The following is a 26,550-nucleotide window of genomic DNA, read 5'->3' on the forward strand; positions in this document are numbered from 1 at the left end:
TTCCTACCGGCCCGCTGCCAGTCGCCGCATGAGCGCGAGGGAATGGTCGTCGAACTCCTCGACGACGCGCTGGGCCGCCTCCGTGTCCCGCTTCTCGATCGCGGTGACCAGGGCCACGTGGTCCGACCAGCACAGACCCGCCACGTCCGGCCGGCCGCGCAGATAGGGCACCGCGTACACCCAGGTCTGGGTGCGGATCCGGTCGAGGAACTCGCCGACGTGGGCGTTGCCGGCCAGCGCGGTCAGCTCGCGCCAGAAGCGGATGTCGTAGCCGATGAGGACGTCCAGCTCGCCGGCCCGGGAGGCGCGCGACGCCGCCTCGGCCCGGCGCCGAACGGAGGCCAGCTCCTTGGGGTCCACCTCGCGCATGCCGCGCGCGGCGATGCGGCGGAAGATCCCCTCGACGACGAGGGTGCGCGCCTCGACCATGGAGCGGAACTCGGCGTCGGTGAAGCGCCGCACCTGGAAGCCGCGGTGGTGCTCGACGTCGAGCAGCCCCTGCGCCGCCAGGTCGACCAGGGCCTCGCGGACCGGGGTGGCGGACACGCCGTACAGCTCCGCGATCTCCTTGACCGTGAAGTGCCGCCCGGCCGTCATCCGCCCGGTGAGCACCTCGTCGCGGAGCGCGTCGGCTATCTGCTGCCGCAGACTGCTCCGTCGGACGGTTCCGCCCGCTGGGCCTTCCGGCATGCCGGTGCCTCCCTACAAGATGTGGCGGTGCGCTTACGGCTCCGCCACACCTTATGCGAGGCCGGGCCGCGAGTGGTCCACACCTGTGGTGCGGCTCACCCACGGCCCGGGCACCCGCCGGGGCGCGCTCAGCGCGTGTGCTCGTCGGCGACGGCCAGCGCCGCGTCCAGGAGCGCCAGCCCTTCCTTGGCCTCGGCCTCGGTGATGTTGCAGGCGGGCACCACATGGGTGCGGTTCATGTTGACGAACGGCCACAGGCCGCTCTTCTTGCAGGCCGCCGCGAAGGCCGCCATGGGGGCGTTCGCCTCGCCTGCCGCGTTGTAGGGGACGAGCGGCTCGCGGGTCTCCCGGTCGCGCACCAGCTCCACCGCCCAGAAGGCGCCGAGGCCCCGCACCTCGCCGACCGAAGGGTGGCGTTCGGCGAGCTCCCGCACACCCGGGCCGATCACCTTCTCGCCGAGCGCGGCGGCGTGCTCGACGACGCCCTCGTCCTCCATCACCCGGATCGTGGCGACGGCGGCGGCGCAGGCCAGCGGGTGGCCGGAGTAGGTCAGACCGCCCGGGTAGGGGCGGGTGGCGAAGGTCGCGGCGATCTCCTCGCTGATCGCGACACCGCCGAGCGGCACATAGCCGGAGTTGACGCCCTTGGCGAAGGTGAGCAGGTCGGGGATGACGTCGAACCGCTCGGCGGCGAACCAGCTGCCGGTGCGGCCGAATCCGGCCATGACCTCGTCGAGGACGAAGACGATCCCGTACCGGTCGCAGATCTCGCGGACGCCGGCCAGGTACCCGGGCGGCGGCACCATGATGCCCGCGGTGCCGGGCACCGTCTCCAGGACGATCGCGGCGACGGTCTGCGGGCCCTCGAAGACGATGGTGTCCTCGAGGTGCTGCAGCGCGCGGTCGCGCTCCTGTTCCTCGGTCTCCGAGTGGAACGGCGAACGGTAGAGGAACGGCGCCCAGAAGTGGACGACGCCGGCCGAGCCGCTGTCGGAGGGCCAGCGGCGCGGGTCGCCGGTGAGGTTGATCGCGGCCGAGGTGGCGCCGTGGTACGAGCGGTACGCGGAGAGCACCTTGGGGCGGCCGGTGTGCAGCCGGGCGAGCCGTACCGCGTTCTCGACGGCCTCGGCGCCGCCGTTGGTGAAGAAGATCTTGTCCAGGTCGCCGGGCGTGCGCTCGGCGATCAGCCGGGCGGCCTCGGAGCGCGCCTCGAGGGCGAAGGCGGGCGCGAAGGTGACGAGCTTCGCGGCCTGCTCCTGGATGGCGGCGACGACCACGGGGTGCTGGTAACCGATGTTGGTGAACACCAGGCCGCTGGTGAAGTCCAGGTAGCGGTTGCCGTCGTAGTCCCAGAAGTACGCGCCCTCGGCCCCGGCGACCGGCAGCGGGTCGATCAGGCCTTGCGCGGACCAGGAGTGGAAGACGTGGGCGCGGTCGGCGGCCTTGACGGCGGCACCGGTCTCGGGGTCGGCGAAAGGAGGGGTCATGCGCCCAGGCTAGGCAACGGCCCGGGCGCACGACATTGGCACCCTGTATGACGGTGGCCACGCGCGCCGACAGGTTGTAGCGCGCGCCGCCGCCGTCGCTCAGAGGAAGGAGTTGATCTCGATGGTCTCGGTGCGGCCGGGGCCGACGCCGATGGCCGAGATCGGGGCGCCGGACATCTCCTCCAGCGCCTTGACGTACGCCTGGGCGTTCTTCGGCAGGTCGGAGAAGGTCTTCGCCTTGCTGATGTCCTCGCTCCACCCGGGCAGGGTCTCGTAGACCGGCTTGGCGTGGTGGAAGTCCGTCTGGCTGAACGGCAGTTCCTCGACGCGCTTGCCGTCGATCTCGTAGGCGACGCAGACCGGGATCTGCTCCCAGCCGGTGAGCACGTCGAGCTTGGTGAGGAAGAAGTCGGTGAGGCCGTTGACCCGGGTCGCGTAGCGGGCGATCACCGCGTCGAACCAGCCGCAGCGGCGGTCGCGGCCGGTGGTGACGCCGCGCTCGCCGCCGATGCGGCGCAGCGCCTCGCCGTCCGCGTCGAACAGCTCGGTCGGGAACGGGCCGGCGCCGACGCGGGTGGTGTAGGCCTTGAGGATGCCGATCACCCGGTTGATCTTGGTGGGGCCGATGCCGGAGCCGGTGCAGGCGCCGCCGGCCGTCGGGTTCGACGAGGTCACGAAGGGGTACGTGCCGTGGTCGACGTCCAGCAGGGTGCCCTGGCCGCCCTCGAGGAGGACGACCTTGCCCTCGTCGAGCGCGGTGTTGAGGAGCAGCGTCGTGTCGGCGACGTAGTCCTTGATCTGCTCCGCGTAGCCCAGGTACTCCTCGACCACCTGGTCGATGCTGATGGCACGGCGGTTGAAGATCTTGATCAGGACCTGGTTCTTGTCGTGGAGGGCCGCCTCGACCTTCTGACGGAGGATCGACTCGTCGAAGAGGTCCTGGACCCGGATGCCCACGCGGTTGATCTTGTCGGCGTAGGCGGGGCCGATGCCGCGGCCGGTGGTGCCGATCTTGCGCTTGCCGAGGAAGCGTTCCGTCACCTTGTCGAGCGTCTGGTGGTACGGCGTGATCAGGTGCGCGTTACCGCTGATGACGAGCTTGGACGTGTCGACGCCGCGCTCGTTCAGCCCGCTCAGCTCGGAGAGCAGGACCGCCGGGTCGACGACGACCCCGTTGCCGATGACCGGGGTGCACCCCGGCGACAGGATCCCGGAAGGCAGGAGGTGGAGCGCGTACTTCTGGTCGCCGACGACGACCGTGTGGCCGGCGTTGTTGCCGCCCTGGTAGCGCACCACGTAGTCCACGGAGCCACCGAGCAGGTCGGTGGCCTTTCCCTTGCCCTCATCACCCCACTGAGCACCGAGCAGCACAAGTGCGGGCACAGGCGTACACCCCTTCCGGGCGGGGCATGTCCAACGTGGCTCCCCATGGCGGGGAGAGCCGTCGGACCGGTGCCCCGGAAATAGACGAAGCCCCTGGCGCAAGGCAGCGCAAGGGGCTCTTGCACCGAGATGTTACCTGAGGAAGGACCAAGGTGTCGGCTCAGCGACCGTCCGGGCAGCCCCTGCTCGTGGTCATCGACCCTGCCGCCCGCGTCATGGACGGCGAATCCGTACGCATCGCGAAGGACGTGCTGTGCGGGGGAGCGCCCTCCGTGAAGATCGCTCTTCCGGAGTCCGAGGAGGAGGCCGTCCGGGTGCTGGAGCACCGGGGCCGGCGGCGCCCGGTGGTCGTGGGCGACGACGCGGCGCTGCTGCGCACGGTACGGACGCTGCACTCGGCCCGGGGTTTGGGCGAGGCCGTCGTCGGCCTGGTGCCGGTCGGACGGCGCACCGGGCTGGCGCGGGCGCTGGGCGTGCCGGGCGGGGCGGTGAGCGCGGCGCGCGCGGTGCTGGACGGGGCGGAGCGCGAGCTCGACCTGCTGCTCGACGACAGCGGCGGCATCGTGCTGGGCGCGCTGCGCATCGGCTCGGCGACGCCCGCCTGGTGGACGCCGGTGGAGCGGCGGGCCCGCTCACTGGCCCGCACGCTGAGCCTGAACGGCCACTCCCCGCACCTGGGGCTGGGGATGCGCGGCGGCCACCGGCTGCGGATCGAGGCGGACGGGGTGGTGCTGGCCGACCTGGACGACTGCGTCGAGGAGGTGTCGGTCTCCACGGCGGTGCCCGGCGTCGCCGAGGTGCTGGTGCGCAGGGAGGGTGTGGCGCCCGCGGGGCCGGTGCACGCCCGGAGCGTCACCGTCTCCGGCCGGGACTTCCGCTACACGGCGGACACCGCGCCGGCCGGCCCGGTCCGGCGCCGCACCTGGACCGTGGTGCCCTCGGCCTGGCGGCTGACCGTCCCGCGGTCGGCCTACTAGGCCGACCGGAGGGTCGTCACAGGACGCCCTGTTCGCGCAGTTCCGACTTGCGCTCGCGCCAGCGGGCCATCATGTCCACGAGTTCGTCCTGCAGGAAGTCGAAGAAGGCCGCCGTCTCCGCGAGCCGCCGGCCGGCGGGGGTGTCGGGGCCGAGGGCGTCGATGCCGGAGCGCAGGGTGCCCTCCCAGCGGGCGAGTACCTGGTCGCGGCGGGTGAAGGTCTCGTACCACTGGTCGCTGTGCACCCGGTAGCGCTCGCGCCGTGAGCCCGGCTCGCGTTCGCGGGTGAGCATGCCGACCTGCGCCAGGTAGCGGACCGCGCCGGAGACGGCGGCCGGGCTGGCCTGGAGCCGTTCGGACAGCTCGGCGGCGCTCAGCACGCCGGTGTCCGAGGCGAGGAGCGCCGCGAACACGCGCGCCGCCATGCGCTGCATGCCCGCCTCGACCAGCTCCGCCGCGAAGCGCTCGACGAACGTCATCGGCTCCAAGGAATCCTCCGCCACCGTCATCGCCTCCCGTCCCGAAGTTTATACACTTCCTTAACTTCACAAATTTGTGAATCTACTGTACGTTCGGAATCATGACGAAGGCAATCAGTGTGGCCGGACTGCACAAGTCCTTCGGCCGCACGCACGCGCTGGACGGCCTCGACCTGGCCGTCGAAGAGGGAGAGGTGCACGGCTTCCTGGGGCCCAACGGCGCCGGCAAGTCCACCACCATCCGCATCCTGCTCGGGCTGCTGCGGGCGGACCGGGGGGCCGCCGTGCTGCTCGGCGGCGACCCGTGGCGCGACGCCGTCACGCTGCACCGGCGCCTGGCCTACGTCCCGGGTGACGTCACCCTGTGGCGCAACCTCAGCGGGGGCGAGGCCATCGACCTCCTGGGGCGGCTGCGCGGCGGGCTGGACGAGGCGCGCAGGCGGCAGTTGCTGGAGCGCTTCGAGCTGGACCCGACGAAGAAGGGGCGGGCGTACTCCAAGGGCAACCGTCAGAAGGTGGCGCTCGTCGCCGCGTTCGCCTCCGACGTGGACCTGCTGATACTCGACGAGCCCACCTCCGGCCTCGACCCGCTGATGGAGGAGGTCTTCCGCGAGTGCGTCCGGGAGGAACGCGACCGCGGCCGGACGGTGCTGCTCTCCAGTCACATCCTCGGAGAGGTCGAGGCGCTGTGCGACCGGGTCAGCATCATCCGGGGCGGCCGCACGGTGGAGACGGGGAGCCTCGGCGAGCTGCGGCACCTCACCCGCACCTCGGTCACCGCGGAGCTGGCGGGCCGGGCGGACGGCCTCGGCGGGCTGCCGGGCGTGCACGACCTCGAGGTGCGCGGCGACCACGTGCGACTGCAGGTCGACACCGACAAGCTCGACGCCGTGTTGCGGCGGCTGGGCGAGACGGGAGTGCGCAGTCTCACCAGCACTCCGCCGACGCTGGAGGAGCTGTTCCTGCGGCACTACGAGAACGGCCCCGACGGCCCCGACGGCCCCGCCGACCCTGCGGCCCCGGCCGTCGCCACCGGCGCCCTCGCGGCGGACGCGGAGGCCCGGCGATGAACGCCCTCACCGGGACGGGCACGCTCACCCGGCTCGCCCTGCGCAGGGACCGCGTCATGATCCCCGCGTGGGTCGTGCCGATCGCGCTGCTGGTCGCGTCCACCGCCTCCGCTTTCGGCGGCCTCTACGACACCCCGGAGGAACGCGCCGGGGTCGCGGCGAGCACCGCGGGCAACGGCTCGCTGCGCGCCCTGTACGGGCCGGTGTTCGACACGGGCATCGGCGGCCTGACGGCCTGGCGCATGATGGCCTTCGGCTCGGCGCTGGCGGGCCTGATGGCGATACTGCTGGTCGTCCGGCACACCCGGGAGGAAGAGGAGGCCGGCCGGCTGGAGCTGGTCGGCGCGGGCGCCGTCGGACGCCGGGCGCCGCTGGCCGCCGCCCTGGTCACCGGCTTCGGCGCGTCCCTGCTCCTGGGGCTGCTGGTCACCCTGGCCCTGCTCGGGCAGGGCACGCGGGGCGCGGTCGCCTTCGGGATCGCCTTCGCCGGCGCGGGCTGCTCCTTCGCGGCGGTCGCGGCCGTCGCCGCGCAGTTGACGGAGAGCGCCCGTGCGGCGCGGGGCATCTCGGGCGCGGTCCTCGGCCTCGCCTTTCTGACACGCGCCGTCGGCGACGCCGGGAGCGGCACCCTGACCTGGCTCTCGCCGCTGGGCTGGGCGGAGAACATCCGCCCCTTCGCGGACGAACGCTGGTGGGTGGCGGCCCTGTTCGCGGTCTGGGCCGCCGGTCTCGTCACCGTCGCCCACGCCCTGGTGGCCCGGCGCGACATCGACGCCTCCCTGCTGCCGCCCCGCCCCGGTCCGGCCGCCGCCGGTCGCCGTCTGCGCACCGCTCAGGGGCTGGCCTGGCGGCTGCAGCGCGGCTCCCTGTGGGGGTGGACGGCTGGCTTCGCCGTGGGCGGTGCCGCGCTGGGCGGGCTCGCCGACGGAGCCGCCGACCTCGTCCGGGACAACGAGCGGCTCGCCGACGTCATGCGCGACATGGGCGGCGCCTCCGGGCTGGTCGACTCCTATCTCGCCTCCATGACCGGGGTGATGGGGATGATCGCCGCGATCTACGCAGTCCAGGCCGTGCTCCGGCTCCAGGGCGAGGAGAACTCCGGCCGCGCGGAGCCCGTCCTCGCCACGGGGGTGGGCCGGGTGCGCTGGGCCGCGGGCCATGCGCTGCTGGCCTTCGCCGGTTCCGTCCTCCTCATGGCCGTCTCCGGCTTCACCATGGGGCTCGGCTACGGGGCGACGACCGGCGACACCGCGGGTCAGATAGGCCGGCTGACCGGGGCGGGCCTAGTGCAGCTGCCCGCGGTCTGGTTCGTGGCCGCGGTGGCGCTGCTGCTGTACGGCGCGGCGCCGAAGGCCGCGCGGGCGAGCTGGGGGGTGGCGTCGCTGACGCTCGCCACCGGGCTCTACGGGCCCGCGCTCAGGCTCTCGCCCTGGGTGATGGACCTGTCCGTCTTCACGCACCTGCCGAAGGTGCCCTCGGCGGACGTCACCGTGGCCCCACTGGCGGTGCTCACCGTGCTGGCCCTCGCGCTCGCCGCCCTGGGCCTCGCGGCGCTGCGCCGGCGCGACATCACGGCGTGAGCCGCGGGACCGGCGGCCCTAGGCCGTGTCGTCAAATGCCCTCCCCCAACCTTCGGCCGGGGGTGCCCCCACTAGGCGACGCTCCCCCAGCTCCGCTGGGAGGTGCCCCCACGCTGCGTTGTCGAATCGTCCGAGTAGCCCACTACGAGCGACTCTCCGCCTTGCGATGCACCGCACCTGGGGGCACCGCCCAGCGTCAGCTGGGGGAGCTCATGTGACGACACGGCCTAGCAGGTGACGCGCAGCTCGCGCAGACCCCGGATGACGTAGCCCTCGTTCCAGGCGGGCTCCGCCACGAGCTCCAGCCGCGGGGCGCGGCGCAGCAGCGCGGTGAAGGACGCGGCCAGCTCGATACGGGCCAGCGGCGCTCCGAGGCAGTAGTGGATGCCGGCGCCGAAGGTGATGTGCGGGTTGTCGGCACGGGAGAGGTCAAGCCGGTCGGGGTCGGCGAAACGCTCCGGGTCGCGGTTGGCGGAGCCGAAGAGCAGCGCCACCTCGCTGCCGCGCGGGATCACCGTGCCGCCCACCTCGATGTCGTCCAGCACCCAGCGCTCGAACATCTGCAGCGGGGTGTCGAAGCGCATCAGCTCCTCGATCGCCGAGGGCAGCAGCTCCTCCGGTGCCGCCCGCAGCTCCGCCAACTGCGCGGGGTGCCGGAACAGCGTCCACCAGCTGTTGGCGGTGGTGTTGACGGTCGCCTCGTGGCCCGCGTTCAGCAGCAGCACGCAGGTGGAGACCATCTCCTGCTCGCTGAGCCGGTCGCCCTCGTCGTGCGCCGCGATCAGCGCGCTGATCAGGTCCTCGCCGGGCGCCTTGCGGCGTTCGGCGATCAGTTCGCGCAGGTAGGCGGAGAACTCCTCGCTGGCGCGGACCGCCTTGCGCGCGGCCTCCTCGGAGGGATTGAGCTCGAACATCCCGACGATGTCGGCCGACCAGGGCCGCAGCAGGTGCCGGTCAGCGGCCGGTATCCCCAGCATCTCGGCGATGACGGCCACCGGCAGCGGCTCCGCGACCATGGCGACGAGGTCGCCGCCGCCCTCCGCGACCAGCCGCTCCACCAGTTCCCCGGCGAGCCGCTGCACGGTCGGCGTGAGCCGCTCGACCGTGCGCGGGGTGAAGGCCTTGGAGACCAGCCGCCGGATACGGGTGTGGTCGGGGGCCTCGAGGTCGAGCAGACCGTTGCCGTTGAGCGTGGTGAAGGGCTCGTGCTCCGGCGGCGGCGCGGTACGGCCGAACTCCTCGTGGGTGAAGCGGTGCAGATACGTCCGCCCGAGCCGCCGGTCCCGCAGCAGCGCGCTGACGTCCGCGAAGTGCGGGATGAGCCACTGCCCGCTCGGCTCGAACCAGTGCGCGCGCCCCTCGGCACGCAGCCGGGCGTACGCCGGGTAGGGGTCGGCGACGAACTGCGGCGACCAGGGATCGAAGGCGGTGGCGGTGCTGCTCATGTGCGGAGACTACCCTCCGCCCGCTCAGCCGCCCGGGGTGACCAGCCGCGCCTCGTACGCGAAGACCGCCGCCTGGGTCCGGTCGCGCAGCCCCAGCTTCACCAGGACCCGGCTCACGTGGGTCTTGACCGTCGACTCGGCGACCACCAGATGGTCGGCGATCTCCGCGTTGGACAGCCCCTGGGCGACCAGCACCAGGACCTCCGTCTCACGTTCGGTGAGCTCCCCCACCCGGTCCTGGGCGGGCGGCCGGGGAGTGCCCAGCCGGTTGAACTCGGTGATCAGCCGCCTGGTGATCGCCGGGGCGAGCAGCGCGTCGCCGGCCGCCACGATCCGCACGCCGTCCGCGAGCTGGCGGGCCGAGGCGTCCTTGAGCAGGAAGCCGGACGCGCCCGCGCGCAGCGCCTGGTAGACGTACTCGTCGAGGTCGAAGGTGGTCAGTACCAGCACCTTCGCGTCGGCGTCCGCGGCGACGATCTCCCGGGTGGCCTCCAGCCCGTTGAGCTCCGGCATGCGGATGTCCATCAGCACGACGTCCGGCCGCAGCGCCGCGACCTGCTCGACCGCCTGCCGCCCGTCGACGGCCTCGCCGACGACCTCGATGTCCGGCTGGGCGCCCAGCAGCACCGAGAAGCCCTCGCGGACCATCATCTGGTCGTCCGCGATCAGCACCCGGATGATATCGCCGCTCATGCGCGCTCCCCGGGGACCGGGATGAACACGGTGACCTCGTAGCCGCCGTCCTCGGCCGGCCCGTCGGTCATCTCGCCGCTCAGCATCGCCACCCGCTCCCGCATGCCGGCGATCCCGTGCCCGGCGCCCGGCGAGGGCTTGACCAGCCCGCGCGGCGGGCCGTTGACGACGCGCAGCCCGAGCCCGCCGAGTACGTAGCTGACCTCGACCCGGGCGGCGGCGCCCGGCGCGTGCCGCAGCGTGTTGCTCAGTGCCTCCTGGATGATCCGGTACGCCGACAGCTCCACGCCCTGCGGCAGCTCGCGCACCGCGCCGGTCACCGTCCGCTCCACGTCCAGCCCCGCCTCGCGCACATTGGCGACGAGCCGGTCGAGGTCGGCGAGGGTCGGCTGCGGCGCGTCGGGGGCCTGGTAGTCCTCGGCGCGTACGACGCCCAGGACGCGGCGCAGCTCGGTCAGGGCTATGACGGCGTTCTCGCGGATGATCGAGAAGCTCCTGGTCAGCTCCTCGGGCGGGTTCTCCACGCGGTACGGCGCGGCCTCCGCCTGGATCGCGATCACGGACATGTGGTGGGCGACGACGTCGTGCAGTTCGCGGGCGATGGTCGTGCGCTCCTCCAGCAGCGTGCGCCGGGTCCGCTCGACCTCGGTCACGGCGACCTGGGCGGCGACCTCCTGCCGGGACTGGCGCAGCCCGCGCACCGCCGACACGACCGACAGCACGACGGCGGAGAGGAAGATCATGATGAACGGGTCCGAGCCGTACATGCCCGACAGCGGCTGGAAGACCAGCGCCAAGGCGGCGGTGAGCAGCCACATCTCGGCGGCCACCCGCGCCCGGGTGCGCGCCGCCACCACGGCCAGCACCGTCAGGTGCGCGACGAAGCTCGTGTCCGTCCACGGGTAGGTGGACGACCACGATTCACCGGTGAACACGCCGGTGAGCACCGTGGCCCCGACGGACAGCCACCACGCCCCGATCGGCCGGAACATCGTGGTGAGCAGGGGCACGGCGATCAGCAGCGCCAGCACCAGGCCGCCCGGCCCGCCCTGGCTCTCCAGCGAGACGAACATCAGGAAGAAGGTGAAGGCGGTCAGCGCCGCGTGCGGCAGCCAGCGCCCGTACCCCCGGAGCCTGCGCGGCACCAGGGCGAGCAGCGCGTGCCCTTCCCGCAGCGGCGCCATCGGCCGGAAGGCGAAGGCGTCGGTGATCAGGTCGTGCCGCAGCCCGCTGAGGGCGCCGCGGGCCATGCGGAGCTCGGTCCGCAGCGAGGTCTGGCTTGTCTCGGTCACGCTCTCACGGTAGGGACTCCGTACGTCGCCGTCGTCACCTGCGAAGACGATGTACCGGCGTCATCCTCAAGGAGGACCCCCACGCGGGAGGAGGCCTCACCAGGCGAGCTGGGCGATCTCCTCGGCGACCACGGCCGCCGCGTCCGCCGCCGGGTCGATCACCGGGAAGTGGCCCACCCCCTCCAGCAGGGTCAGCTGGACCTCCTCCCCCGCCTTCGCCGAGGCCGCCGCGAAGGCCTCCGCGACCTGCGGCGGGACGACCTCGTCGCAGTCGCCGTGCACGACGGTCACGGGGATGCCGGTGGGCAGCAGCGCGGCCGGGTCGGTCTCCGCCCGGCGCCCGGCGAGCAGTTCGGGCCCGCCGAGGAGCTGGGCGACCGCTCCGGAGCACACGTCGTGCGCGACGGCGGCATCGAAGTCGGCGATGGGCGCGAGCGCCACCACCCCGCGCAGCGCCGGCGCGACGGGGCGGTGCCAGCGCGAGCCGGCCGGCAGTACGTGCCGGGCGGCCGCCCACAACGCGAGGTGCCCGCCCGCCGAGTGACCGGTCAGCACGATCCGCCGGACGTCCACGCCGTCCGCGCCGAGGGCGGTCACGGCCAGCTCCGGCACCGCGTCGGTGGCGGCCGCGACGTCGTCGAAGGTGTCCGGCCAGCGGCCCGCGGCCGTACCGCCGTTGCCCCGGCGGTACTCCACCGAGGCCACCGCGAAGCCGTGCCGGGCGAGCAGAGCGGCCAGCGGCGAGACGTGCGTCCTGTCGTAAGCCGCCCGCCAGGCGCCGCCGTGCAGCAGCACGACCAGCGGCCCCGGACGGGTGCCGCCGGCCGCGTGCCGCGGGCGGTAGAAGTCCACGACCTGGTCCGGGTGCTCACCGTAGGCGGCGGTGGCGTCCGGCGGGACGGGGGCGTGCGAGAACGCGGACGCCTCCTCGGCCGCGATCCGCTCCGCGGGGTCCCGCGGAGCGGACTTCGGCCCCACCGCGTCGGCGCGGCCGTCGGCCCGTGCCGGAATGGTGTCGCTCGACGAGGTGGGGTCGGACATGCGTTACCGCGTTCCTTCCAGGACCTGGGCCAGCACCCGCGCCGCCCGCTCCGCGTCGGCGAAGCGCGTGTACAGCGGGGTGAATCCGAAGCGGAGGATATCCGGCTCACGGAAGTCGCCGACGACGCCCCTGGCAATCAGCTCGCCCATCACCGCGCCCGCGTCGGAGCAGCGCAGCGCGACCTGGCTGCCCCGCTCCGCGTGCTCGGCCGGGGTGACCGACCGTACGACGCCGTCCGGCACGTACGCCGCGACGCACTCCAGGAAGAAGTCGGTGAGGGCCAGGCTCTTGGCCCGGACGGCGTCCAGGGACACGCCGTCCCAGACGTCGAGGGCCGTGTCCAGCGCCAGCAGCGACAGGATCTCCGGGGTGCCGACCCGGCCGCGGACGCTGCCGTCGGCGGGCCGGTAGGCGGCCTCCATCGCGAACGGGTCGCGGTGGGAGTTCCAGCCGGGCAGCGGGGAGTCGAAACGAGGCTGCAGGTCACGGCGGACGTACAGGTACGCGGGCGCGCCGGGGCCGCCGTTGAGGTACTTGTACGTGCAGCCGACGGCCAGGTCCACGCCGTGCTCGTCCAGGCCGACCGGCAGGGCACCGGCCGTGTGGCAGAGGTCCCAGACCACCAGGGCGCCGGCCGCGTGCACGGCGGCGGTGGTGCCCGGCAGGTCGTGCAGCCGGCCGGTGCGGTAGTCGACGTGGTTGACCAGCGCGACGGCGGTGCGCGGGCCCGCCGCGGCGGCGATGTCCGCGGCGTCGACCGCGCGGATCGCGCACCCGGTCATGCGGGCCGCGGACTCCGCGATGTACCCGTCCGTGGGAAAGGTGGTGGCGTCGACCAGCACCTCGTCGCGGGCCGGGTCGGCCTGCTGCGCCATCCGGACGGCGCCGACGACGGCCTTGAAGACGTTGACGCTGGTGGAGTCACCGGCCACGATCTGGCCGGGGGCGGCACCGGTCAGCGCTCCGATGCGGTCGCCGATCCGCTCCGGCGCCGTCCACCAGCCGCTCTCGGTCCAGGAGCGGATGCGCAACTGCCCCCACTCGCGCCCGACGACGTCGGCGATGCGGTCCTGCACGCCCGCGGGCAGCGCGCCCAGGGAGTTGCCGTCCAGGTAGACGGTGGCGTCGTCCAGGACGAAGCGGTCGCGGAGCTTGGCCAGCTCGTCGGTCGTGTCGAGACGGGCGGCCTTCGCCGCGGGGGACTCGGTGGGCTTCGTCGCGTCAGACATGGCTGCGGGCCGTCCAGAGCTCGGGGAACACGTTCTTGGTGGCGCGCTTCTCCAGCCAGGAGACCCCGGCGGAGCCTCCGGTGCCGGTCTTGGCGCCCATCGCGCGGCGGGTCGCCACCAGATGGTCGTTGCGCCAGCGCCACACCAGCTCGGCCACCTCGGTCAGCGCCTCGCCCAGCCGGACGAGTTCGCTCTCCTGGTCACCGGAGTAGACGGCCTGCCAGGCCCGCTCGACGGCCGGGTCGGCCTCGTAGCGCTGCGAGAGGTCGTCGCGCTGCGGGATGTCGTGGCCGCGGCGGGCCATCAGCCGCAGCACCTCGTCGTAGAGGCTGGGCTCGTGCAGCGCCTTCTGCAGTTCGTCGTGCACCCGCGGCGCTCCGCGGTGCGGGACCAGCATCGACGCGGACTTCTCGCCGAGCAGGAACTCCATGCGCCGGTACATCGCCGACTGGAAGCCCGACCCCTCGCCCAGGGCGGCGCGATAGGCGTTGAACTGCGCCGGGGTGAGGTGGGCGATCGGCTCCCAGGATGCGTTGAGCGACTGCAGTTCGTAGGTGCTGCGCTTGAGCGCGGCCAGCGCCGTCGGCAGGTCGTCGGCCGCGAGCGCACGGGAGGCGGTCTCCCATTCGTGCACGATGACGGTGAACCACAGCTCCATGACCTGGGTCGTCACCAGGAAGACCATCTCGCCGGGGTCGTCGGAGCGGGGGTGCTGCAGATGGGTGAGGACGTCGGCCTGGACGTAGTCCTCGTACGGGGTGGTCCCTTCGAAGTCCAGGTTCGGGGCCTCGGGGGCCGCCTGGGAAACGTCGGGGCGGTGGGACATCGGTGTCTCCGTGGATACGAGCTACCAGGTAGCGGTCTGTCCCGCACGCCGTCGCGGCGGGACCCCGGTCCCCTCGGGCCCGCGCTCTACCGGCGCCGGGCCCAACGGGCATCATGCGTGGTCAGAGCGCGGTACGGCAAGACCTGCCCGGCGGCACGCCGGGCAGGTCGCGGGTGGATGCCGTGGTCGACGGCGGGGCGGTGGCTCAGCCGAGGGTGTCGGCCGCGGTCTGCGAGGAGTCCCGCAGGAAGGTGCTGCAGCGCTCGTACTCCTCCTGCTCGCCGATCGCCTGGGCGGCCCGCGCCAGGGCGTGCAGGGCCCGCAGGAAGCCGCGGTTGGGCTCGTGCTCCCAGGGCACCGGACCGTGGCCCTTCCAGCCGTTGCGGCGCAGCGCGTCCAGGCCCCGGTGGTAGCCGGTGCGGGCGTAGGCGTACGACTCGACGACCCGGCCGGCCTCGAAGGCGTCGTCCGCGAGCTGCGCCCAGGCCAGGGAGGACACCGGGTACTTGGCGGCGACCTCGGAGGGGGCCGCTCCCGAGGCGAGCAGCTCGCGCGGCTCGGGGTCGTCGGGCAGGTTCGTCGGGGGCGGTCCCCCGAGCAGGTTCTCGTTGATGGCCATGGGTTCCAGTATGGCCGGGGCCCGGCCCCTCCACGTGGAAGGGCCGGGCCCGGTGCGTGCCGCCGTGCGGGGCGGTTACTTGAGCCTGGTGCCCGCGGAGCGCAGGTCCTGGCAGGCCTCGTGGACGCGGGCGGCCATGCCGCCCTCGGCCAGCTTGCCCCAGCTGCGCGGGTCGTAGGTCTTCTTGTCGCCGACCTCGCCGTCGATCTTCAGCACGCCGTCGTAGTTGCGGAACATGTGGTCCGCGACGGGGCGGGTGAAGGCGTACTGCGTGTCGGTGTCGATGTTCATCTTGACCACGCCGTTCTCCAGCGCGGTGGCGATCTCCTCCTTGGTGGAGCCGGAGCCGCCGTGGAAGACGAAGTTGAACGGGTCCTGCTTGCCGAACTTGGCGGCGACGCCCTCCGCGAGCTCCTTCAGCAGCTCGGGGCGGAGCACGACGTTGCCCGGCTTGTAGACGCCGTGGACGTTGCCGAAGGAGGCGGCCAGCAGGTAGCGGCCCTTCTCGCCCAGGCCGAGCGCCTCGGCGGTGCGGATGGCGTCCTCGACCGTGGTGTAGAGCTTGTCGTTGATCTCGTGGGTGACGCCGTCCTCCTCGCCACCGGTGGGGGTGATCTCCACCTCGAGGATGATCTTCGCCTTGGCGGCCTCGGCCAGCAGCTCCTGGGCGATGGCCAGGTTGTGGTCGAGGGTCTCCGCGGAGCCGTCCCACATGTGCGACTGGAACAGCGGGTTGCGGCCGGCCGCCACACGCTCCTGGGAGATCGCCAGCAGCGGGCGCACGTAGCCGTCCAGCTTGTCCTTCGGGCAGTGGTCGGTGTGCAGCGCGATGTTGACGGGGTACTTCTCGGCGACGACGTGCGCGAACTCGGCCAGCGCCACCGAACCGGTGACCATGTCCTTCTTGTACTGGCCACCGAGGAACTCCGCGCCGCCCGTCGAGATCTGGACGATGCCGTCGCTCTCCGCCTCCGCGAATCCGCGCAGCGCGGCGTGCAGGGTCTGGGTCGAGGTCACGTTGATGGCCGGGTAGGCGAACTTGCCGGCCTTCGCCCGGTCGAGCATCTCGTTGTAGATCTCGGGGGTTGCGATGGGCATGTGTCCGCTCCTTGTGATGTGCGGGTTGTTCGGTGAGTGACCCTGACCTGGGATCGACGTCATCGTCGCCCCCATCTTGGCAGACTCGCGCGAGAGCTCCACACACTGCGCACCACGGACATACCTCAGGGGTGAAGGGTTTCACGTGAAACCCTTCACCCCTGAGGAAAAGCGCAGGTCAGACGACCAGTCAGCCCAGGTCGAGATCGTCCAGACCGAACGCGCGGACGTACGGAAGACCCGCCTCCGCGATGGCCGGAGCGGCGCCCCGCTCGACGATCACAGCGACGGCCACGACCTCGGCCCCGGCCTCGCGCGCGGCCTCCACGGCGGTCAGCGGCGAACCGCCCGTGGTCGAGGTGTCCTCGACGACCAGCACCCGCCGGCCCTTGATGTCCGGCCCCTCGATGCGCCGCTGCATCCCGTGCGCCTTCTGCGCCTTGCGCACCACGAAGGCGTCCAGCCTGCGGCCGCGGGCCGCGGCGGCGTGCAGCATCGAGGTGGCGACCGGGTCGGCGCCCAGGGTGAGTCCGCCGACGGCGTCGAAGTCCAGGTCGGCGGTGACGTCGAGCATCACCTGGCCCACCAGCGGAGCGGCCTCGGCGTCCAGCGTGATCCGGCGCAGGTCGATGTAGTAGTCGGCCTCGAGACCCGAGGAGAGGGTCACCTTGCCGTGCACCACGGCCTTGTCCTTGATCTGCTGCAGCAGGGCATCACGCGCGTCGCTCATGGTCAGGAGCCTAGCCCAGCGGCTCCCAGGCCCAGGTCGCGCGGACCTCCAGCGGATCGATCGGGGTGACCAGGCGCGGCGCGGTGTTCAGCCCGTTCGGGGGACCCGACTGCGGCTCCACGCAGATGGCCGGGGGCTGTTCGTCGTAGACGACCACCCACTCGGCGGGGCTGGTGATCCGCAGCCGCAGCTCGTCCGGCCAGGTCAGGGTGACGTCCACACCGTCCGGCATGCCGAAGCAGTCGTCCCAGGGGCGGGGCTTGGTCTCCACCCGGCGGCCGGTGGGCAGGTGGTCGTCGCCGCGCTCCTCCATCCAGCCGGGGGTGAAGTCGATCAGGGCGTCCTGCCCGCCCCGGCCGAGGTTGCGCAGGAACCAGGGGTGCCAGCCGGCCTGGGCCGGGAAGGAGTCGTCCGTGGTCTCCACGCTCATCGTGAGGTCGAGGCGGTCCTCGGACAGCTCGAAGCGCTGGCTGACCCGGCCCTTGTACGGCCAGGGCTCGGCCAGGTCGTAGTAGAAGCAGGCGCTGCCGCCGGTGGTGCCCGGGGCCGTCCGCCAGGCGACGTGCCGGCCGGTGCCGTGGATGGCGTGCGGGCCCGCGTCGCGCGGCATCTGGTGCAGCACCCCGCCGTTGCGGAACTGCCCGTCCCTGGTGCGGCCGCACCAGGGGACCATCGGGAACGACCCGAAGTTGGGGCCCTGCCGCAGCAGCTCGACGCCGCCGACCGTCAGCGAGCCGACACGGCAGCCGAGATCCGGAAGGATCGTCAGCCGTGCCGCTCCGGCTTCGAGTCGGACAGCGTGCTCGTCGTCTCGCCCGTCAGGGGTCTCATCCGTCGCCACGGATCAGACCCTACGGGAACGAACGCCTGCGCCGCCGCAGCACCCGCCCCGCGACCACCGCGGACAGCAGCAGCGCCGCCGCGGCCGGCGCGTAGCGGCGCAGCGAGGCGGTCGCGGCACCGCTCTGCGGTGCGGGCACCGGCGCGTAGCGGCCGCGCGGCGGGGCGTGGTCGACCTCCTCGGCACTGCGGCCGATCAGGGTGCGGCGGGCGTGCGCGGCCTCGGCGGGCAGGTCGATCCCGGCCGGGTCCTCGGGCACCCCGGCCGCCGCGCCGCCCGCGGGCGGCACCTCCCCGGCGGCCTCACCGTCCGCGTCCTGCGGCTCGGGGAGTTCCTGCATTTCCTGCAGCTCCTCGGCGTCGTGCCCGGCGAACTCGTCGAGCTGCGCGGGCAGGTCGTCGGTGAGGTCCTCTACGGTGTCCGCCGCGGAGGGCTCGGCGGGGGACTCGGGCGCCCCGGCCGGGGCGTGCTCCTCCAGGTCCGAGGTGAGCGCCGCGACGAAACGGTCCAGCAACCGGTGGCCCGCGGCGGTGACCGTCGCCTCATCGTGGTCGGCGAGCCGCCCGTCGGCCTGCACGGAGCCGGTGACGGTGAGCAGCGCGCCGCCCGACACGCCGTCCACTCCGAGCTCCAGCGCCAGCTTGACCGTGCCCGCGCCGCGCGCCTCCACCGCCTCGCCCTCGACGGCGAGCCCGCCGCCGCGCGGCACCAGCCGCAGGGTGCCGCGGTAGGTGATGGTCGAGCCGCCGATCCGGAGCCTCAGCCGGCCGGCGAGCCCGTCCTCGGCGCCGGCATCGCGCTGGAGGCCGGGCACGCAACGGGCCACGCGCTCCAGATCGGCGAGGGACCGGCGAATGGTTTCGGCCGGAAACGGAACGAACACCTCATGCGGCTCCATGCCGCGAGCCTAATCCGCCGGGCGGCCCTTCGGTGCCCTTTCACCGCCGGTTCGCCCTCACCCGGAGCGCGGATGCATCAGTGTCGACGGGGGCACGTCGCGCAGCGGTGCGCGCTCGGCACGCCGGGCCGCCGAGGCGAGCGCCGCGGGGGACAGCGACCGCGGCCGCGGCGCGTCAGCGGCGAGCCGCAGCGCCGGGGCCCGGAGCGGGGCGGCGAGGACGAAGCCCCAGTCCTCGTCGCCGCGGCCGGTGCCGATCCAGTAGTCGGCGGTGCGCAGCCCGGCCGCGCGTACGCTCGCGTCGACCGTCCAGAAGCCGCGCCGGTCGGCACCCGGTGCGCCCGCGTGCACCGCGAGCCGGCCGCCCGGGGCCAGCGTGCGCCGGACCAGTCCGTAGAACTCCTGCGAGTACAGCTTCGCGCTGCGCGAGATCCCCGGGTCGGGGAGGTCGGCGAGCACGACGTCGTACCCGCCGGACGGCCGCGGCGGCCGCTCGCGCCGCAGCCAGTCGAAGACGTCGGCGGCGGCCACGCGGACCCGGGTGTCGCGGTAGGCGTGCCGGTTGAGCCGGGCCAGCGCGGGATCGTCCCGCGCCAGGGCGACCAGTCGGGCGTCGGGGTCCACGAGGGTCACCGAGCCGACCTCCCGGTGGCGCAGCACCTCGCGCAGCGCCAGCCCGTCACCGCCGCCGAGGATCAGCACCCGGCGGTGCCGGCCCGCCATCGCGGGGTGCACCAGCGCCTCGTGGTACCGGTACTCGTCGCGGCCGCGCACCCGCAGCCGGCCGTCGAGGAAGAGCTGCAGCGGCGCCGCGGTGAGCACGACCTCCTGGACGCCGGTCTGCTCGGCGAGCCGCACGTCACCGCCGTACACCGCCTGCCGGGCGGCCCGCTCGAAGGGCCCGGCGGTCCAGGCCGCGCCCGCGAGCACCGCGAGGACCACGACGTTGGCGGCGAGCAGCCGGGCGCGGGCACGCGGCGTGATGTCCCCGCGGAAGAGCCAGAGCACGATGGCGCCGCCCGCCACGGCGTTGACCGCGCCCGTGACGAGCGCCCCGGTCAGCTGGCCGTAGCAGGGGAGCAGGAGGAAGGGGAACGCGAGGCCGCCGACCAGCGCGCCCACGTAGTCCGCGGCGAAGAGGTCGGCGACGGCACCGCCCGCGTCCTGCCGCCGGATCCGCTGGATCAGCGTCATCAGCAGCGGGATCTCGGCGCCGATGAGCACACCGATGGCGAAGGCGAAGACCGCCATCGCGGGCCGGGACTGGCCGAACCACGCGAAACTCGCGTACAGCGCCATCACCGAGAGCCCGCCGACCAGCGCCAGCGCGATCTCGACGGCGGCGAAGCCGATGGCCGGCGCGCAGCTGAGCCGCTTGGCCAGCAGCGAGCCGACCCCCATGGCGAAGACCATCACGGACAGCACGATCGACGCCTGGGTCACGGAGTCGCCGACCAGGTACGAGGCGAGGGCGACCAGTTCGAGTTCGTACACCAGGCCGCAGGCGGCGCAGACGAAGACCGCGGCCAGGACCAGCGCCCTGGCCGCGGCCGGCGGGACCGGGAGCCGCGGCCGGCGGAAGCGCGGGGCGGCCCTGGCCGTACGGGAGGCGGACTGGTCGATCATGACTGCACGCTATGTCAGGTTTTTGGCGGTCCACGTCACCCACAGGGGTGCAATTCGTGTCACGCGGCGGCGCGTTGACGCCGCGCCGGGCGCTGCCGTACCACCGTGCTCACGGCTGCGCGCTGAGGGTCGAACGGGTCGCCACCAGCCGTCCTTCCTGGGGGTACGCGTGCCAGGTGCGCCACAGGACGCTGCCGCCGCGGTACTGCAGCAGCATCGCGGTGAAGGCCAGCGGATCACCCGGGAAGGTCCCCGCCAGGCCGTTGGGGTGATCGGCCACGAGGGCGAGCAGCTCCTGCGCCCGGCCGGCGAAGCACCCGCGGGAGAGCGTCTCGATCCGCGCCGCGAACTCGTAGTCCCAGCCGGCGATCCGCCGCGCCACGCCGAACGGCAGCGGCGCGCTGCTGCCCGGCATGCAGGCGACGGTCTCCGAGCAGCGGCCGCGCGGCGAGTCCAGGATGACCTGGTGGGATGCCCCGAGCAGCCGCAGCTGGACCTGCACGCGGGGCGCGGCGGGCACGGCGGGCACGGCGGCGGTGCCGGGCAGCTCGCGGTCGAGCACGGCGAGCGCCGGCAGTTCGTCCTTCCCCAGACACCAGGCCAGGTCGCCGGCGCGGGTGTCGGTGTAGGCGGTCTGAAGCGTGGTGAGCATGAAGTCGGCTCCGCAGGCACATCGCGAGCAAGCGAGGGAAGGTCACGGGCATGGGGGGAGAGGACGCGCCGACCCGCGCCTGTGGGGGAGGACGTCCGTCGGCTCGTGCCCACGGGGGGTCGGTGAATACGCAATCATGAATGGCGCGTCGCCTTCAGCGTTTTTACCCATCTCCACCCGCTTTACATCCCCAAGGGCATCCCCAAGGGCCCGGACGGGTTCAGGTGTTCACTACAAATGCGCCCGACGGGTGAACAACCCGCCGGGCGCATATGCGATTCGGCACGGGCAATACGCAATTTCGTATCGTCAGCTTCCGCCGCCGCAGCCGCCGCCCCCACCGCACGAGCTGCCGCCTCCCCCGCACGAGCTCCCGCCGCCGCAGGAGTGGTGGCCTCCCCCGTGGTGGCCACCGCCTCCCCCGTCCCCGGAACCCGAGTCCCCCGCCCACCAGCTCATCCCGCCACCGGCCTCGGCCGCGGCCGCGCCGGAGCCGTGCGAACGCCGCCGCCGGTGGCCGCGGCTGGTGTTCCACACCACCAGGACGAGCAGCCCTATCGCGCCGAAGACCAGCAGAATGATGAAGGCCTCCATCGTTCCCACCCCCGTTTTCCTTGCTTTCCGTTGTGCGACGGTGATGCCCCCGCCGTCCGGGGACGAAAGCAAAGTTGAGGAAGTCCAGAGGTTCGGCGGAGGATGGCGGTCATGACCTCCTCGCGACCTCCGCTCAACCGCGCACTCGCCGAGTTCGGGACCACGATCTTCGCCGAGATGTCCGCCCTCGCCGTCCGTACCGGTGCGATCAACCTGGGCCAGGGCTTCCCGGACACCGACGGTCCTGAGGAGGTGCGCGAGGCCGCCGTACGCGCGCTGCGCGACGGCCGCGGCAACCAGTACCCGCCCGGGCCCGGCGTGCCCGAACTGCGGCAGGCCGTCGCCGAGCACCAGTCGCGCTTCCACGGGCTCGGCTTCGACCCCGACACCGAGGTGCTGGTCACCGCGGGCGCCACCGAGGCCATCGCGGCCGCCATGCTCGGGCTGCTGGAACCCGGCGACGAGGTGATCGCCTTCGAGCCCTTCTACGACTCGTACGCCGCCTGCATCGCCATGGCCGGCGCCCGGCGCGTCCCGCTCACCCTGCGCGCGCCGTCCTTCCGGCCGGACCTGGACGCCCTGCGCGCGGCGGTCACCCCGCGGACCCGGCTGCTGCTGCTGAACAGCCCGCACAACCCGACCGGCATGGTCCTCACCCGCGAGGAGCTGGCGGCCGTCGCGGAGCTGGCCGTCGAGCGCGACCTGATCGTGGTCACCGACGAGGTCTACGAGCACCTGACGTACGAGGCCGAGCACGTGCCGCTCGCGTCCTTCCCGGGGATGCGCGACCGCACGGTGACCATCTCGAGCGCGGGCAAGACGTTCTCGTTCACCGGCTGGAAGGTCGGCTGGGTGACGGCCTCCCCCGCCCTGGTCAGCGCGGTGCGGGCGGCCAAGCAGTACCTGACGTACGTGAGCGCGGGACCGTTCCAGTACGCCGTGGCCGAGGCCCTCCGGCTGCCCGACACCTACTACCGGGACTTCCGCGAGGACCTGCGGCGCAAGCGGGACCTGCTCTCCGACGGCCTGGAGCAGGCCGGGTTCCGGGTCTTCCGCCCGCAGGGCACGTACTTCGTGACCACCGACATCCGGCCGCTCGACGAGAAGGACGGCCTGGCGTTCTGCCGGGCGCTGCCCGAACGCTGCGGGGTCGTCGCGGTGCCCAACGTGATCTTCTACGACGACGCGGAGGAGGGCCGCAGCCTGGTGCGCTTCGCCTTCTGCAAGCGCGAGGACGTGCTGCGGGAGAGCGTGGAGCGGCTGCGCCGGCTCTGAGGCGGCGCGGGGAGCGGAACAGGGCAGCCCGCCCGCGCACGCCCGCTCAGCGGCGGTCGCGTGGCGGACGGGCTGCCCCGACGCGGTCGGTGTGCGCGTCCGTGCGGGGCGGGCTCAGTCCTCGCCGTCGCCGTCGTCGTCCGTGGACTCCGCGTCCTTCTCCAGTCCGAGGGCCTCGAGGATCCACTTCTCGAACTCGATGGAGGCCCGGACCCAGCTGACGGTGCTGGAGACGAAGTGCTCCAGACCGACGCCGAGGCCGATCAGCATCTGGGCCTCACCGATCAGACGGACCGTGCCGTCGTCGTGAGTGTGGGTGTAGACCTTCGGCCACAGGGTGCGGCGGTTCCAGTCGTCGAGCGCCTCGTGCAGCTGAGGCTTGTCCTCGATGCTGTACGGCCGGTCGTAGAAGGTGCGGACCGCGAAGATCTGCTGGTCCTCCTCACCCCGGAACATGAAGTAGGTGCGGAACTCCTCCCATGGCGCCGCGAGGTCACCCTCCTCGTCGACGACGTACTTGAGCTCCATCTGCTCCAGCAGCTGCTTGACCAGATCCTGGTCAGGAATGACCACGTTCCCGGCAGAGCCGGGCTGGGGGTCCGGCTGGCCCCCGAAATTCGGAATCGAGGACGGGTCGATGCTCACCTTGGAGTTCCCTTCGTACGGATACACCCATCCTCCCTCACGGCGGGCCGCTCCGTGCAAGCGCGGCCCGCCGTACCCCATTCGCGTGGGATGCGCGCGGAAGGCCTCAGAGGGTCTTGCCGGTGGTGGCGCCCACCAGCAGCCGGTCACCGGCCCGGTCGACCCGTACCGTGTCGCCGTCCCTGACCTCGCCGGCCAGGATCTCCCTGGCCAGCTGGTCGCCGATGGCGGTCTGCACCAGGCGGCGCAGCGGGCGGGCTCCGTAGGCGGGGTCGTTGCCCTCCTCGGCGAGCCAGTCCAGGGCCTCGTCGGTGACGTCGAGGGCGATCCGCCGGTCGCGCAGCCGGACCGCCAGGCGGTCGGTCTGCAGCCGGGCGATACGGCGCAGCTCGTCCTTGTTCAGGGCGCTGAAGACCACGATGTCGTCGAGCCGGTTGAGGAACTCGGGCTTGAAGGACGCCCGCACCGTCTCCAGCACGCTCTCCTTCTTCTCCTCGGCGCCGAGCACCGGGTCGACCAGGTACTGGCTGCCGAGGTTGGAGGTGAGGATGAGGATGGCGTTGCGGAAGTCGACCGTACGGCCCTGGCCGTCGGTGAGCCGGCCGTCGTCGAGCACCTGGAGCAGGACGTCGAAGACCTCGGGGTGGGCCTTCTCCACCTCGTCCAGCAGCACCACGGAGTACGGGCGGCGGCGCACCGCCTCGGTCAGCTGACCGCCCTCCTCGTAACCGACGTAGCCGGGCGGGGCGCCGACCAGGCGTGCGACGGAGTGCTTCTCCCCGTACTCGCTCATGTCGATGCGGACCATGGCCCGCTCGTCGTCGAAGAGGAAGTCCGCCAGCGCCTTGGCCAGCTCGGTCTTGCCGACGCCGGTCGGGCCGAGGAAGAGGAAGGAGCCGGTCGGGCGGTCGGGGTCCGCGATACCGGAGCGCGAGCGGCGCACCGCGTCGGACACCGAGCGCACGGCCTCGGACTGGCCGATCAGGCGCTTGCCGAGCTCGTCCTCCATGCGCAGCAGCTTCTGGGTCTCGCCCTCCATCAGGCGGCCGGCCGGGATGCCGGTCCAGGCGGCGACCACGTCGGCCACGTCGTCCGGGCCGACCTCCTCCTTGACCATGGTGCCGCGCTTGGCCACCTCTTCGGCCTCGGTGGCCTCGGCGAGCTCCTCCTCCAGCTTCGGCTTCTCGCCGTACAGCAGCTTGGAGGCGGCCTCGAAGTCGCCGTCGCGCTGGGCGCGCTCGATCCGGGTGGTCAGGTCGTCCAGGCGCTCCTTGAGCTCACCGACCCGGTTCAGGCCCTCCTTCTCCTTCTGCCAGCGGGCGGTCAGACCGCGCAGCTCCTCGTCCTTGTTCGCGAGGTCCTTGCGCAGCTTCTCCAGGCGCTGCTTGGAGGCCTCGTCGGTCTCCTTGTCCAGCGCCATCTCCTCCATGCGCAGGCGGTCGACGGAGCGCTGCAGCTCGTCGATCTCGACCGGCGAGGAGTCGATCTCCATGCGCAGCCGCGAGGCGGCCTCGTCGACCAGGTCGATGGCCTTGTCGGGCAGGAAGCGGGCGGTGATGTAGCGGTCGGAGAGCGTCGCCGCCGCGACCAGCGCGGCGTCGGCGATCTGCACCTTGTGGTGCGCCTCGTAGCGTCCCTTCAGGCCGCGCAGGATCGCGATGGTGTCCTCGACGCTGGGCTCGGCCACCAGCACCTGCTGGAAGCGGCGCTCCAGGGCCGGGTCCTTCTCGATCCGCTCGCGGTACTCGTCGAGGGTGGTCGCGCCGACCATGCGCAGCTCGCCGCGGGCCAGCATCGGCTTGAGCATGTTGCCCGCGTCCATGGCGGAGTCGCCGCCGGCGCCCGCGCCGACGACGGTGTGCAGCTCGTCGATGAAGGTGATGATCCGGCCGTCGCTCGCCTTGATCTCCGCCAGCACGGCCTTCAGCCGCTCCTCGAACTCGCCGCGGTACTTGGCGCCCGCGACCATCGCGCCCAGGTCCAGGGCGACCAGGCGCTTGTTGCGCAGGCTCTCGGGCACGTCGCCCTTGACGATGCGCTGCGCCAGGCCCTCGACGACGGCCGTCTTGCCGACGCCGGGCTCACCGATGAGCACCGGGTTGTTCTTGGTTCGCCGTGAGAGCACCTGCACCACGCGCCGGATCTCGTTGTCCCGGCCGATCACCGGGTCGAGCTTGCCCTCGCGGGCCGCCGCGGTGAAGTCCGTGCCGTACTTCTCCAGCGCCTTGTACGTGCCCTCGGGGTCGGGTGTCGTCACGCGCTGACCTCCCCTGATCTGCTCGAAGGCGTCCTGCAGCTTGCTGCCGGTCGCACCGTACTGGTTCAGCAGCTCACCGGCCGCGCCGCCCTTGAGGGCGATGCCGATGAGCAGGTGCTCGGTGGACACGTACGCGTCCCCGAGTTCCTTCGCCCGCCCCGCCGCGTCGGCGATCACGGCGAGCAGTTCGCGGTTCGCCTGCGGCGGCGCCACCGTGCTGCCCTGCACGCTGGGCAGCCCGCCCAGCAGCCGCTCGGCGCCGGAGCGCACCGCGGCGGCGCCCGCGCCGCTCGCCGCGAGGACGTCCAGCACGCTGTCGTTCTCCGGCTGCTCCAGCAGCGCCAGCAGCAGGTGCGCGGGGGTCAGATCCGCATGCCCGGCCGAGACCGCCTTGGTGTTGGCGGCGTTCAGGGCCTCCCGGCTCTTGTTGGTCAGCTCGGTGTCCACGTCCGCGTACTCCTCCTTCTCGACCCATCGAAGCTGCCTTTTCCAGCGTAAGACAAGTTGAGTCTATTCCACTCAAGGTTGGTTTTCCAAGGCGCGCCCGCCATCCGGCCCACGCTTCGGCGGAAAGACCCCACCGACGTCGATCACACGTGCGAACATCCTTTCGGGAGGGGATCTTTCACATGTTCATACGCATCAGGGCGGCCCAGGCCGCCGCCATGACCGTCACCGTCGGCGCGACCTGCCTCGCGCTGCCCGCCGGTGCCGCCCACGCGGCCACCACCTGCTCCACCGGGGTCTGGGTCGCGTCGTACTACGCGAACACCACCTTCAAGGGCACCCCGAAGAAGACCACCTGCGACACCTCGATCAACGAGAACTACGGCACCGGCGACCCCACCGGCGTCACCCTGCCGAAAGACAACTTCGGCGTCCGCTGGAACCTCACCCGCGACTTCGGCTCCGGCGGCCCCTTCACCTTCACCGCCGCCACCCGCGACGGCATCCGCGTCTACCTCGACGGCACCCGCAAGATCGACCTCTGGAAAGACGTCACCACCACCCGCACCAAAACCCTCAACCTCACCATCCCCAAGGGCAAACACACCCTCCGCGTCGACTACGCCGCCTTCAAGGGCAGCGCCAACGTCAAGTTCACCTACACACCCCGCACGAC

Annotated in this window: 25 protein-coding genes; 5 read left to right on the forward strand and 20 right to left on the reverse strand. The window is 72.6% G+C overall.

The annotated features are described in order from the left end of the window. Positions 1-3 precede the first annotated feature (3 nt). The 3 genes from CHF15_RS06645 to CHF15_RS06655 all read right to left on the reverse strand — a co-directional run bounded on the left by CHF15_RS06645 (position 4) and on the right by CHF15_RS06655 (position 3,560). Positions 4-690, reverse strand: coding sequence for a GntR family transcriptional regulator (locus CHF15_RS06645; RefSeq protein WP_089222646.1), 687 nt, complete (start codon positions 688-690; stop codon positions 4-6). A gap of 128 nt (positions 691-818) precedes the next feature. Then, positions 819-2,177, reverse strand: coding sequence for an aspartate aminotransferase family protein (locus tag CHF15_RS06650; protein ID WP_089222647.1), 1,359 nt, complete (start codon positions 2,175-2,177; stop codon positions 819-821). A 99-nt stretch (positions 2,178-2,276) separates the two neighbouring features. Then, positions 2,277-3,560 (reverse strand): adenylosuccinate synthase, encoded by a 1,284-nt coding sequence (locus CHF15_RS06655; RefSeq protein ID WP_089222648.1) that lies wholly within the window; start codon positions 3,558-3,560, stop codon positions 2,277-2,279. 188 nt (positions 3,561-3,748) lie between these two features. On the opposite strand from CHF15_RS06655, the gene CHF15_RS06660 reads away from it, so the two are divergent. After that, positions 3,749-4,537, forward strand: coding sequence for a diacylglycerol kinase catalytic domain-containing protein (locus CHF15_RS06660; RefSeq protein WP_089222649.1), 789 nt, complete (start codon positions 3,749-3,751; stop codon positions 4,535-4,537). A gap of 16 nt (positions 4,538-4,553) precedes the next feature. Here the strand turns inward: CHF15_RS06660 and CHF15_RS06665 are convergent, their stop codons facing one another. Then, positions 4,554-5,015, reverse strand: a complete 462-nt coding sequence (locus CHF15_RS06665) for a GbsR/MarR family transcriptional regulator (protein WP_245938691.1) — start codon at positions 5,013-5,015, stop codon at positions 4,554-4,556. 101 nt (positions 5,016-5,116) lie between these two features. Between CHF15_RS06665 and CHF15_RS06670 the strand changes: the two genes are divergently transcribed. Continuing rightward, positions 5,117-6,085 carry an ABC transporter ATP-binding protein gene (locus CHF15_RS06670; protein ID WP_089222651.1) on the forward strand — a complete coding sequence of 323 codons (969 nt, stop codon included), beginning with the start codon at positions 5,117-5,119 and terminating at the stop codon, positions 6,083-6,085. Further along, complete coding sequence (locus tag CHF15_RS06675) at positions 6,082-7,665, forward strand: ABC transporter permease (protein WP_089222652.1); 1,584 nt, start codon at positions 6,082-6,084, stop codon at positions 7,663-7,665. The genes CHF15_RS06670 and CHF15_RS06675 overlap by 4 nt, the downstream gene beginning before the upstream one ends. Before the next feature lie 227 nt (positions 7,666-7,892). On the opposite strand, the gene CHF15_RS06680 is transcribed toward CHF15_RS06675, so the two are convergent. From CHF15_RS06680 to CHF15_RS06745, 14 genes are all read right to left on the reverse strand, one after another. Continuing rightward, positions 7,893-9,110 carry a cytochrome P450 gene (locus CHF15_RS06680; RefSeq protein WP_089222653.1) on the reverse strand — a complete coding sequence of 406 codons (1,218 nt, stop codon included), beginning with the start codon at positions 9,108-9,110 and terminating at the stop codon, positions 7,893-7,895. Positions 9,111-9,134: 24 nt separating this feature from the next. Continuing rightward, positions 9,135-9,803 carry a response regulator gene (locus tag CHF15_RS06685; RefSeq protein WP_089222654.1) on the reverse strand — a complete coding sequence of 223 codons (669 nt, stop codon included), beginning with the start codon at positions 9,801-9,803 and terminating at the stop codon, positions 9,135-9,137. Then, positions 9,800-11,095 (reverse strand): sensor histidine kinase, encoded by a 1,296-nt coding sequence (locus tag CHF15_RS06690; RefSeq protein ID WP_089222655.1) that lies wholly within the window; start codon positions 11,093-11,095, stop codon positions 9,800-9,802. Before CHF15_RS06690 ends, CHF15_RS06685 begins: the two co-directional genes overlap by 4 nt. A 96-nt stretch (positions 11,096-11,191) precedes the next feature. Further along, positions 11,192-12,136: an alpha/beta hydrolase family protein gene (locus CHF15_RS06695; RefSeq protein WP_245938692.1), complete on the reverse strand. Its 945-nt coding sequence runs from the start codon at positions 12,134-12,136 to the stop codon at positions 11,192-11,194. 3 nt (positions 12,137-12,139) lie between these two features. After that, a complete protein-coding gene (kynU, locus tag CHF15_RS06700; protein ID WP_089222656.1) occupies positions 12,140-13,366 on the reverse strand; it encodes a kynureninase in 1,227 nt (408 codons plus the stop codon). Beyond that, the gene (locus CHF15_RS06705) at positions 13,359-14,192 is read right to left on the reverse strand and encodes a tryptophan 2,3-dioxygenase family protein (protein WP_089222657.1); all 834 of its coding nucleotides are present in this window, start codon (positions 14,190-14,192) and stop codon (positions 13,359-13,361) included. The genes kynU and CHF15_RS06705 overlap by 8 nt, the downstream gene beginning before the upstream one ends. Positions 14,193-14,397: 205 nt before the next feature. After that, positions 14,398-14,811, reverse strand: a complete 414-nt coding sequence (locus CHF15_RS06710) for a DUF3151 domain-containing protein (RefSeq protein WP_089222658.1) — start codon at positions 14,809-14,811, stop codon at positions 14,398-14,400. A 75-nt stretch (positions 14,812-14,886) separates the two neighbouring features. Then, positions 14,887-15,909 carry a class II fructose-bisphosphate aldolase gene (gene fbaA / locus CHF15_RS06715; protein ID WP_089222659.1) on the reverse strand — a complete coding sequence of 341 codons (1,023 nt, stop codon included), beginning with the start codon at positions 15,907-15,909 and terminating at the stop codon, positions 14,887-14,889. 190 nt (positions 15,910-16,099) lie between these two features. Next, positions 16,100-16,639, reverse strand: coding sequence for an orotate phosphoribosyltransferase (gene pyrE, locus CHF15_RS06720; RefSeq protein WP_037731532.1), 540 nt, complete (start codon positions 16,637-16,639; stop codon positions 16,100-16,102). A gap of 10 nt (positions 16,640-16,649) precedes the next feature. Beyond that, positions 16,650-17,480 (reverse strand): aldose epimerase family protein, encoded by an 831-nt coding sequence (locus CHF15_RS06725; protein WP_089222660.1) that lies wholly within the window; start codon positions 17,478-17,480, stop codon positions 16,650-16,652. Positions 17,481-17,490: 10 nt separating this feature from the next. Then, a complete protein-coding gene (locus CHF15_RS06730) occupies positions 17,491-18,378 on the reverse strand; it encodes an SRPBCC domain-containing protein (RefSeq protein ID WP_089222661.1) in 888 nt (295 codons plus the stop codon). A 57-nt stretch (positions 18,379-18,435) separates the two neighbouring features. Continuing rightward, the gene (locus CHF15_RS06735; protein ID WP_089222662.1) at positions 18,436-20,004 is read right to left on the reverse strand and encodes a polyamine aminopropyltransferase; all 1,569 of its coding nucleotides are present in this window, start codon (positions 20,002-20,004) and stop codon (positions 18,436-18,438) included. Positions 20,005-20,113: 109 nt separating this feature from the next. After that, on the reverse strand, positions 20,114-20,656 hold the full coding sequence (locus CHF15_RS06740) for a DUF2617 family protein (RefSeq protein WP_089222663.1): 543 nt from the start codon (positions 20,654-20,656) through the stop codon (positions 20,114-20,116). 309 nt (positions 20,657-20,965) lie between these two features. Then, entirely contained in the window at positions 20,966-21,250 is a 285-nt protein-coding gene (locus CHF15_RS06745) for a hypothetical protein (RefSeq protein ID WP_089222664.1), read from the reverse strand. 102 nt (positions 21,251-21,352) lie between these two features. Here CHF15_RS06745 and CHF15_RS06750 point away from each other — a divergent pair, with 102 nt between their 5' ends. After that, positions 21,353-22,525, forward strand: a complete 1,173-nt coding sequence (locus tag CHF15_RS06750) for a pyridoxal phosphate-dependent aminotransferase (RefSeq protein ID WP_089222665.1) — start codon at positions 21,353-21,355, stop codon at positions 22,523-22,525. A gap of 114 nt (positions 22,526-22,639) precedes the next feature. Here the strand turns inward: CHF15_RS06750 and CHF15_RS06755 are convergent, their stop codons facing one another. Next, complete coding sequence (locus tag CHF15_RS06755) at positions 22,640-23,170, reverse strand: type III secretion system chaperone family protein (protein WP_089222722.1); 531 nt, start codon at positions 23,168-23,170, stop codon at positions 22,640-22,642. A 106-nt stretch (positions 23,171-23,276) separates the two neighbouring features. Next, entirely contained in the window at positions 23,277-25,874 is a 2,598-nt protein-coding gene (clpB, locus tag CHF15_RS06760) for an ATP-dependent chaperone ClpB (RefSeq protein WP_089222666.1), read from the reverse strand. Positions 25,875-26,056: 182 nt separating this feature from the next. Between clpB and CHF15_RS06765 the strand changes: the two genes are divergently transcribed. Further along, positions 26,057-26,550, forward strand: a 494-nt coding sequence (locus tag CHF15_RS06765) for a PA14 domain-containing protein (protein WP_245938693.1), incomplete at its 3' end; no start/stop codon positions are given.

The sequence above is a fragment of the Actinacidiphila glaucinigra genome, from assembly GCF_900188405.1.
GTDB classification, from domain to species: domain Bacteria; phylum Actinomycetota; class Actinomycetes; order Streptomycetales; family Streptomycetaceae; genus Actinacidiphila; species Actinacidiphila glaucinigra.

What these genes read in the sequence shown, in the direction of transcription:
- CHF15_RS06645 (WP_089222646.1), bottom strand. Translation starts at nt 690, where the DNA reads ATGCCGGAAGGCCCAGCGGGCGGAACCGTCCGACGGAGCAGTCTGCGG.
- CHF15_RS06650 (WP_089222647.1), bottom strand. Translation starts at nt 2,177, where the DNA reads ATGACCCCTCCTTTCGCCGACCCCGAGACCGGTGCCGCCGTCAAGGCC.
- CHF15_RS06665 (WP_245938691.1), bottom strand. Translation starts at nt 5,015, where the DNA reads ATGACGTTCGTCGAGCGCTTCGCGGCGGAGCTGGTCGAGGCGGGCATG.
- CHF15_RS06670 (WP_089222651.1), top strand. Translation starts at nt 5,117, where the DNA reads ATGACGAAGGCAATCAGTGTGGCCGGACTGCACAAGTCCTTCGGCCGC.
- CHF15_RS06675 (WP_089222652.1), top strand. Translation starts at nt 6,082, where the DNA reads ATGAACGCCCTCACCGGGACGGGCACGCTCACCCGGCTCGCCCTGCGC.
- CHF15_RS06680 (WP_089222653.1), bottom strand. Translation starts at nt 9,110, where the DNA reads ATGAGCAGCACCGCCACCGCCTTCGATCCCTGGTCGCCGCAGTTCGTC.
- CHF15_RS06685 (WP_089222654.1), bottom strand. Translation starts at nt 9,803, where the DNA reads ATGAGCGGCGATATCATCCGGGTGCTGATCGCGGACGACCAGATGATG.
- CHF15_RS06695 (WP_245938692.1), bottom strand. Translation starts at nt 12,136, where the DNA reads ATGTCCGACCCCACCTCGTCGAGCGACACCATTCCGGCACGGGCCGAC.
- kynU (WP_089222656.1), bottom strand. Translation starts at nt 13,366, where the DNA reads ATGTCTGACGCGACGAAGCCCACCGAGTCCCCCGCGGCGAAGGCCGCC.
- CHF15_RS06705 (WP_089222657.1), bottom strand. Translation starts at nt 14,192, where the DNA reads ATGTCCCACCGCCCCGACGTTTCCCAGGCGGCCCCCGAGGCCCCGAAC.
- CHF15_RS06710 (WP_089222658.1), bottom strand. Translation starts at nt 14,811, where the DNA reads ATGGCCATCAACGAGAACCTGCTCGGGGGACCGCCCCCGACGAACCTG.
- fbaA (WP_089222659.1), bottom strand. Translation starts at nt 15,909, where the DNA reads ATGCCCATCGCAACCCCCGAGATCTACAACGAGATGCTCGACCGGGCG.
- pyrE (WP_037731532.1), bottom strand. Translation starts at nt 16,639, where the DNA reads ATGAGCGACGCGCGTGATGCCCTGCTGCAGCAGATCAAGGACAAGGCC.
- CHF15_RS06730 (WP_089222661.1), bottom strand. Translation starts at nt 18,378, where the DNA reads ATGGAGCCGCATGAGGTGTTCGTTCCGTTTCCGGCCGAAACCATTCGC.
- CHF15_RS06735 (WP_089222662.1), bottom strand. Translation starts at nt 20,004, where the DNA reads ATGATCGACCAGTCCGCCTCCCGTACGGCCAGGGCCGCCCCGCGCTTC.
- CHF15_RS06740 (WP_089222663.1), bottom strand. Translation starts at nt 20,656, where the DNA reads ATGCTCACCACGCTTCAGACCGCCTACACCGACACCCGCGCCGGCGAC.
- CHF15_RS06745 (WP_089222664.1), bottom strand. Translation starts at nt 21,250, where the DNA reads ATGGAGGCCTTCATCATTCTGCTGGTCTTCGGCGCGATAGGGCTGCTC.
- CHF15_RS06750 (WP_089222665.1), top strand. Translation starts at nt 21,353, where the DNA reads ATGGCGGTCATGACCTCCTCGCGACCTCCGCTCAACCGCGCACTCGCC.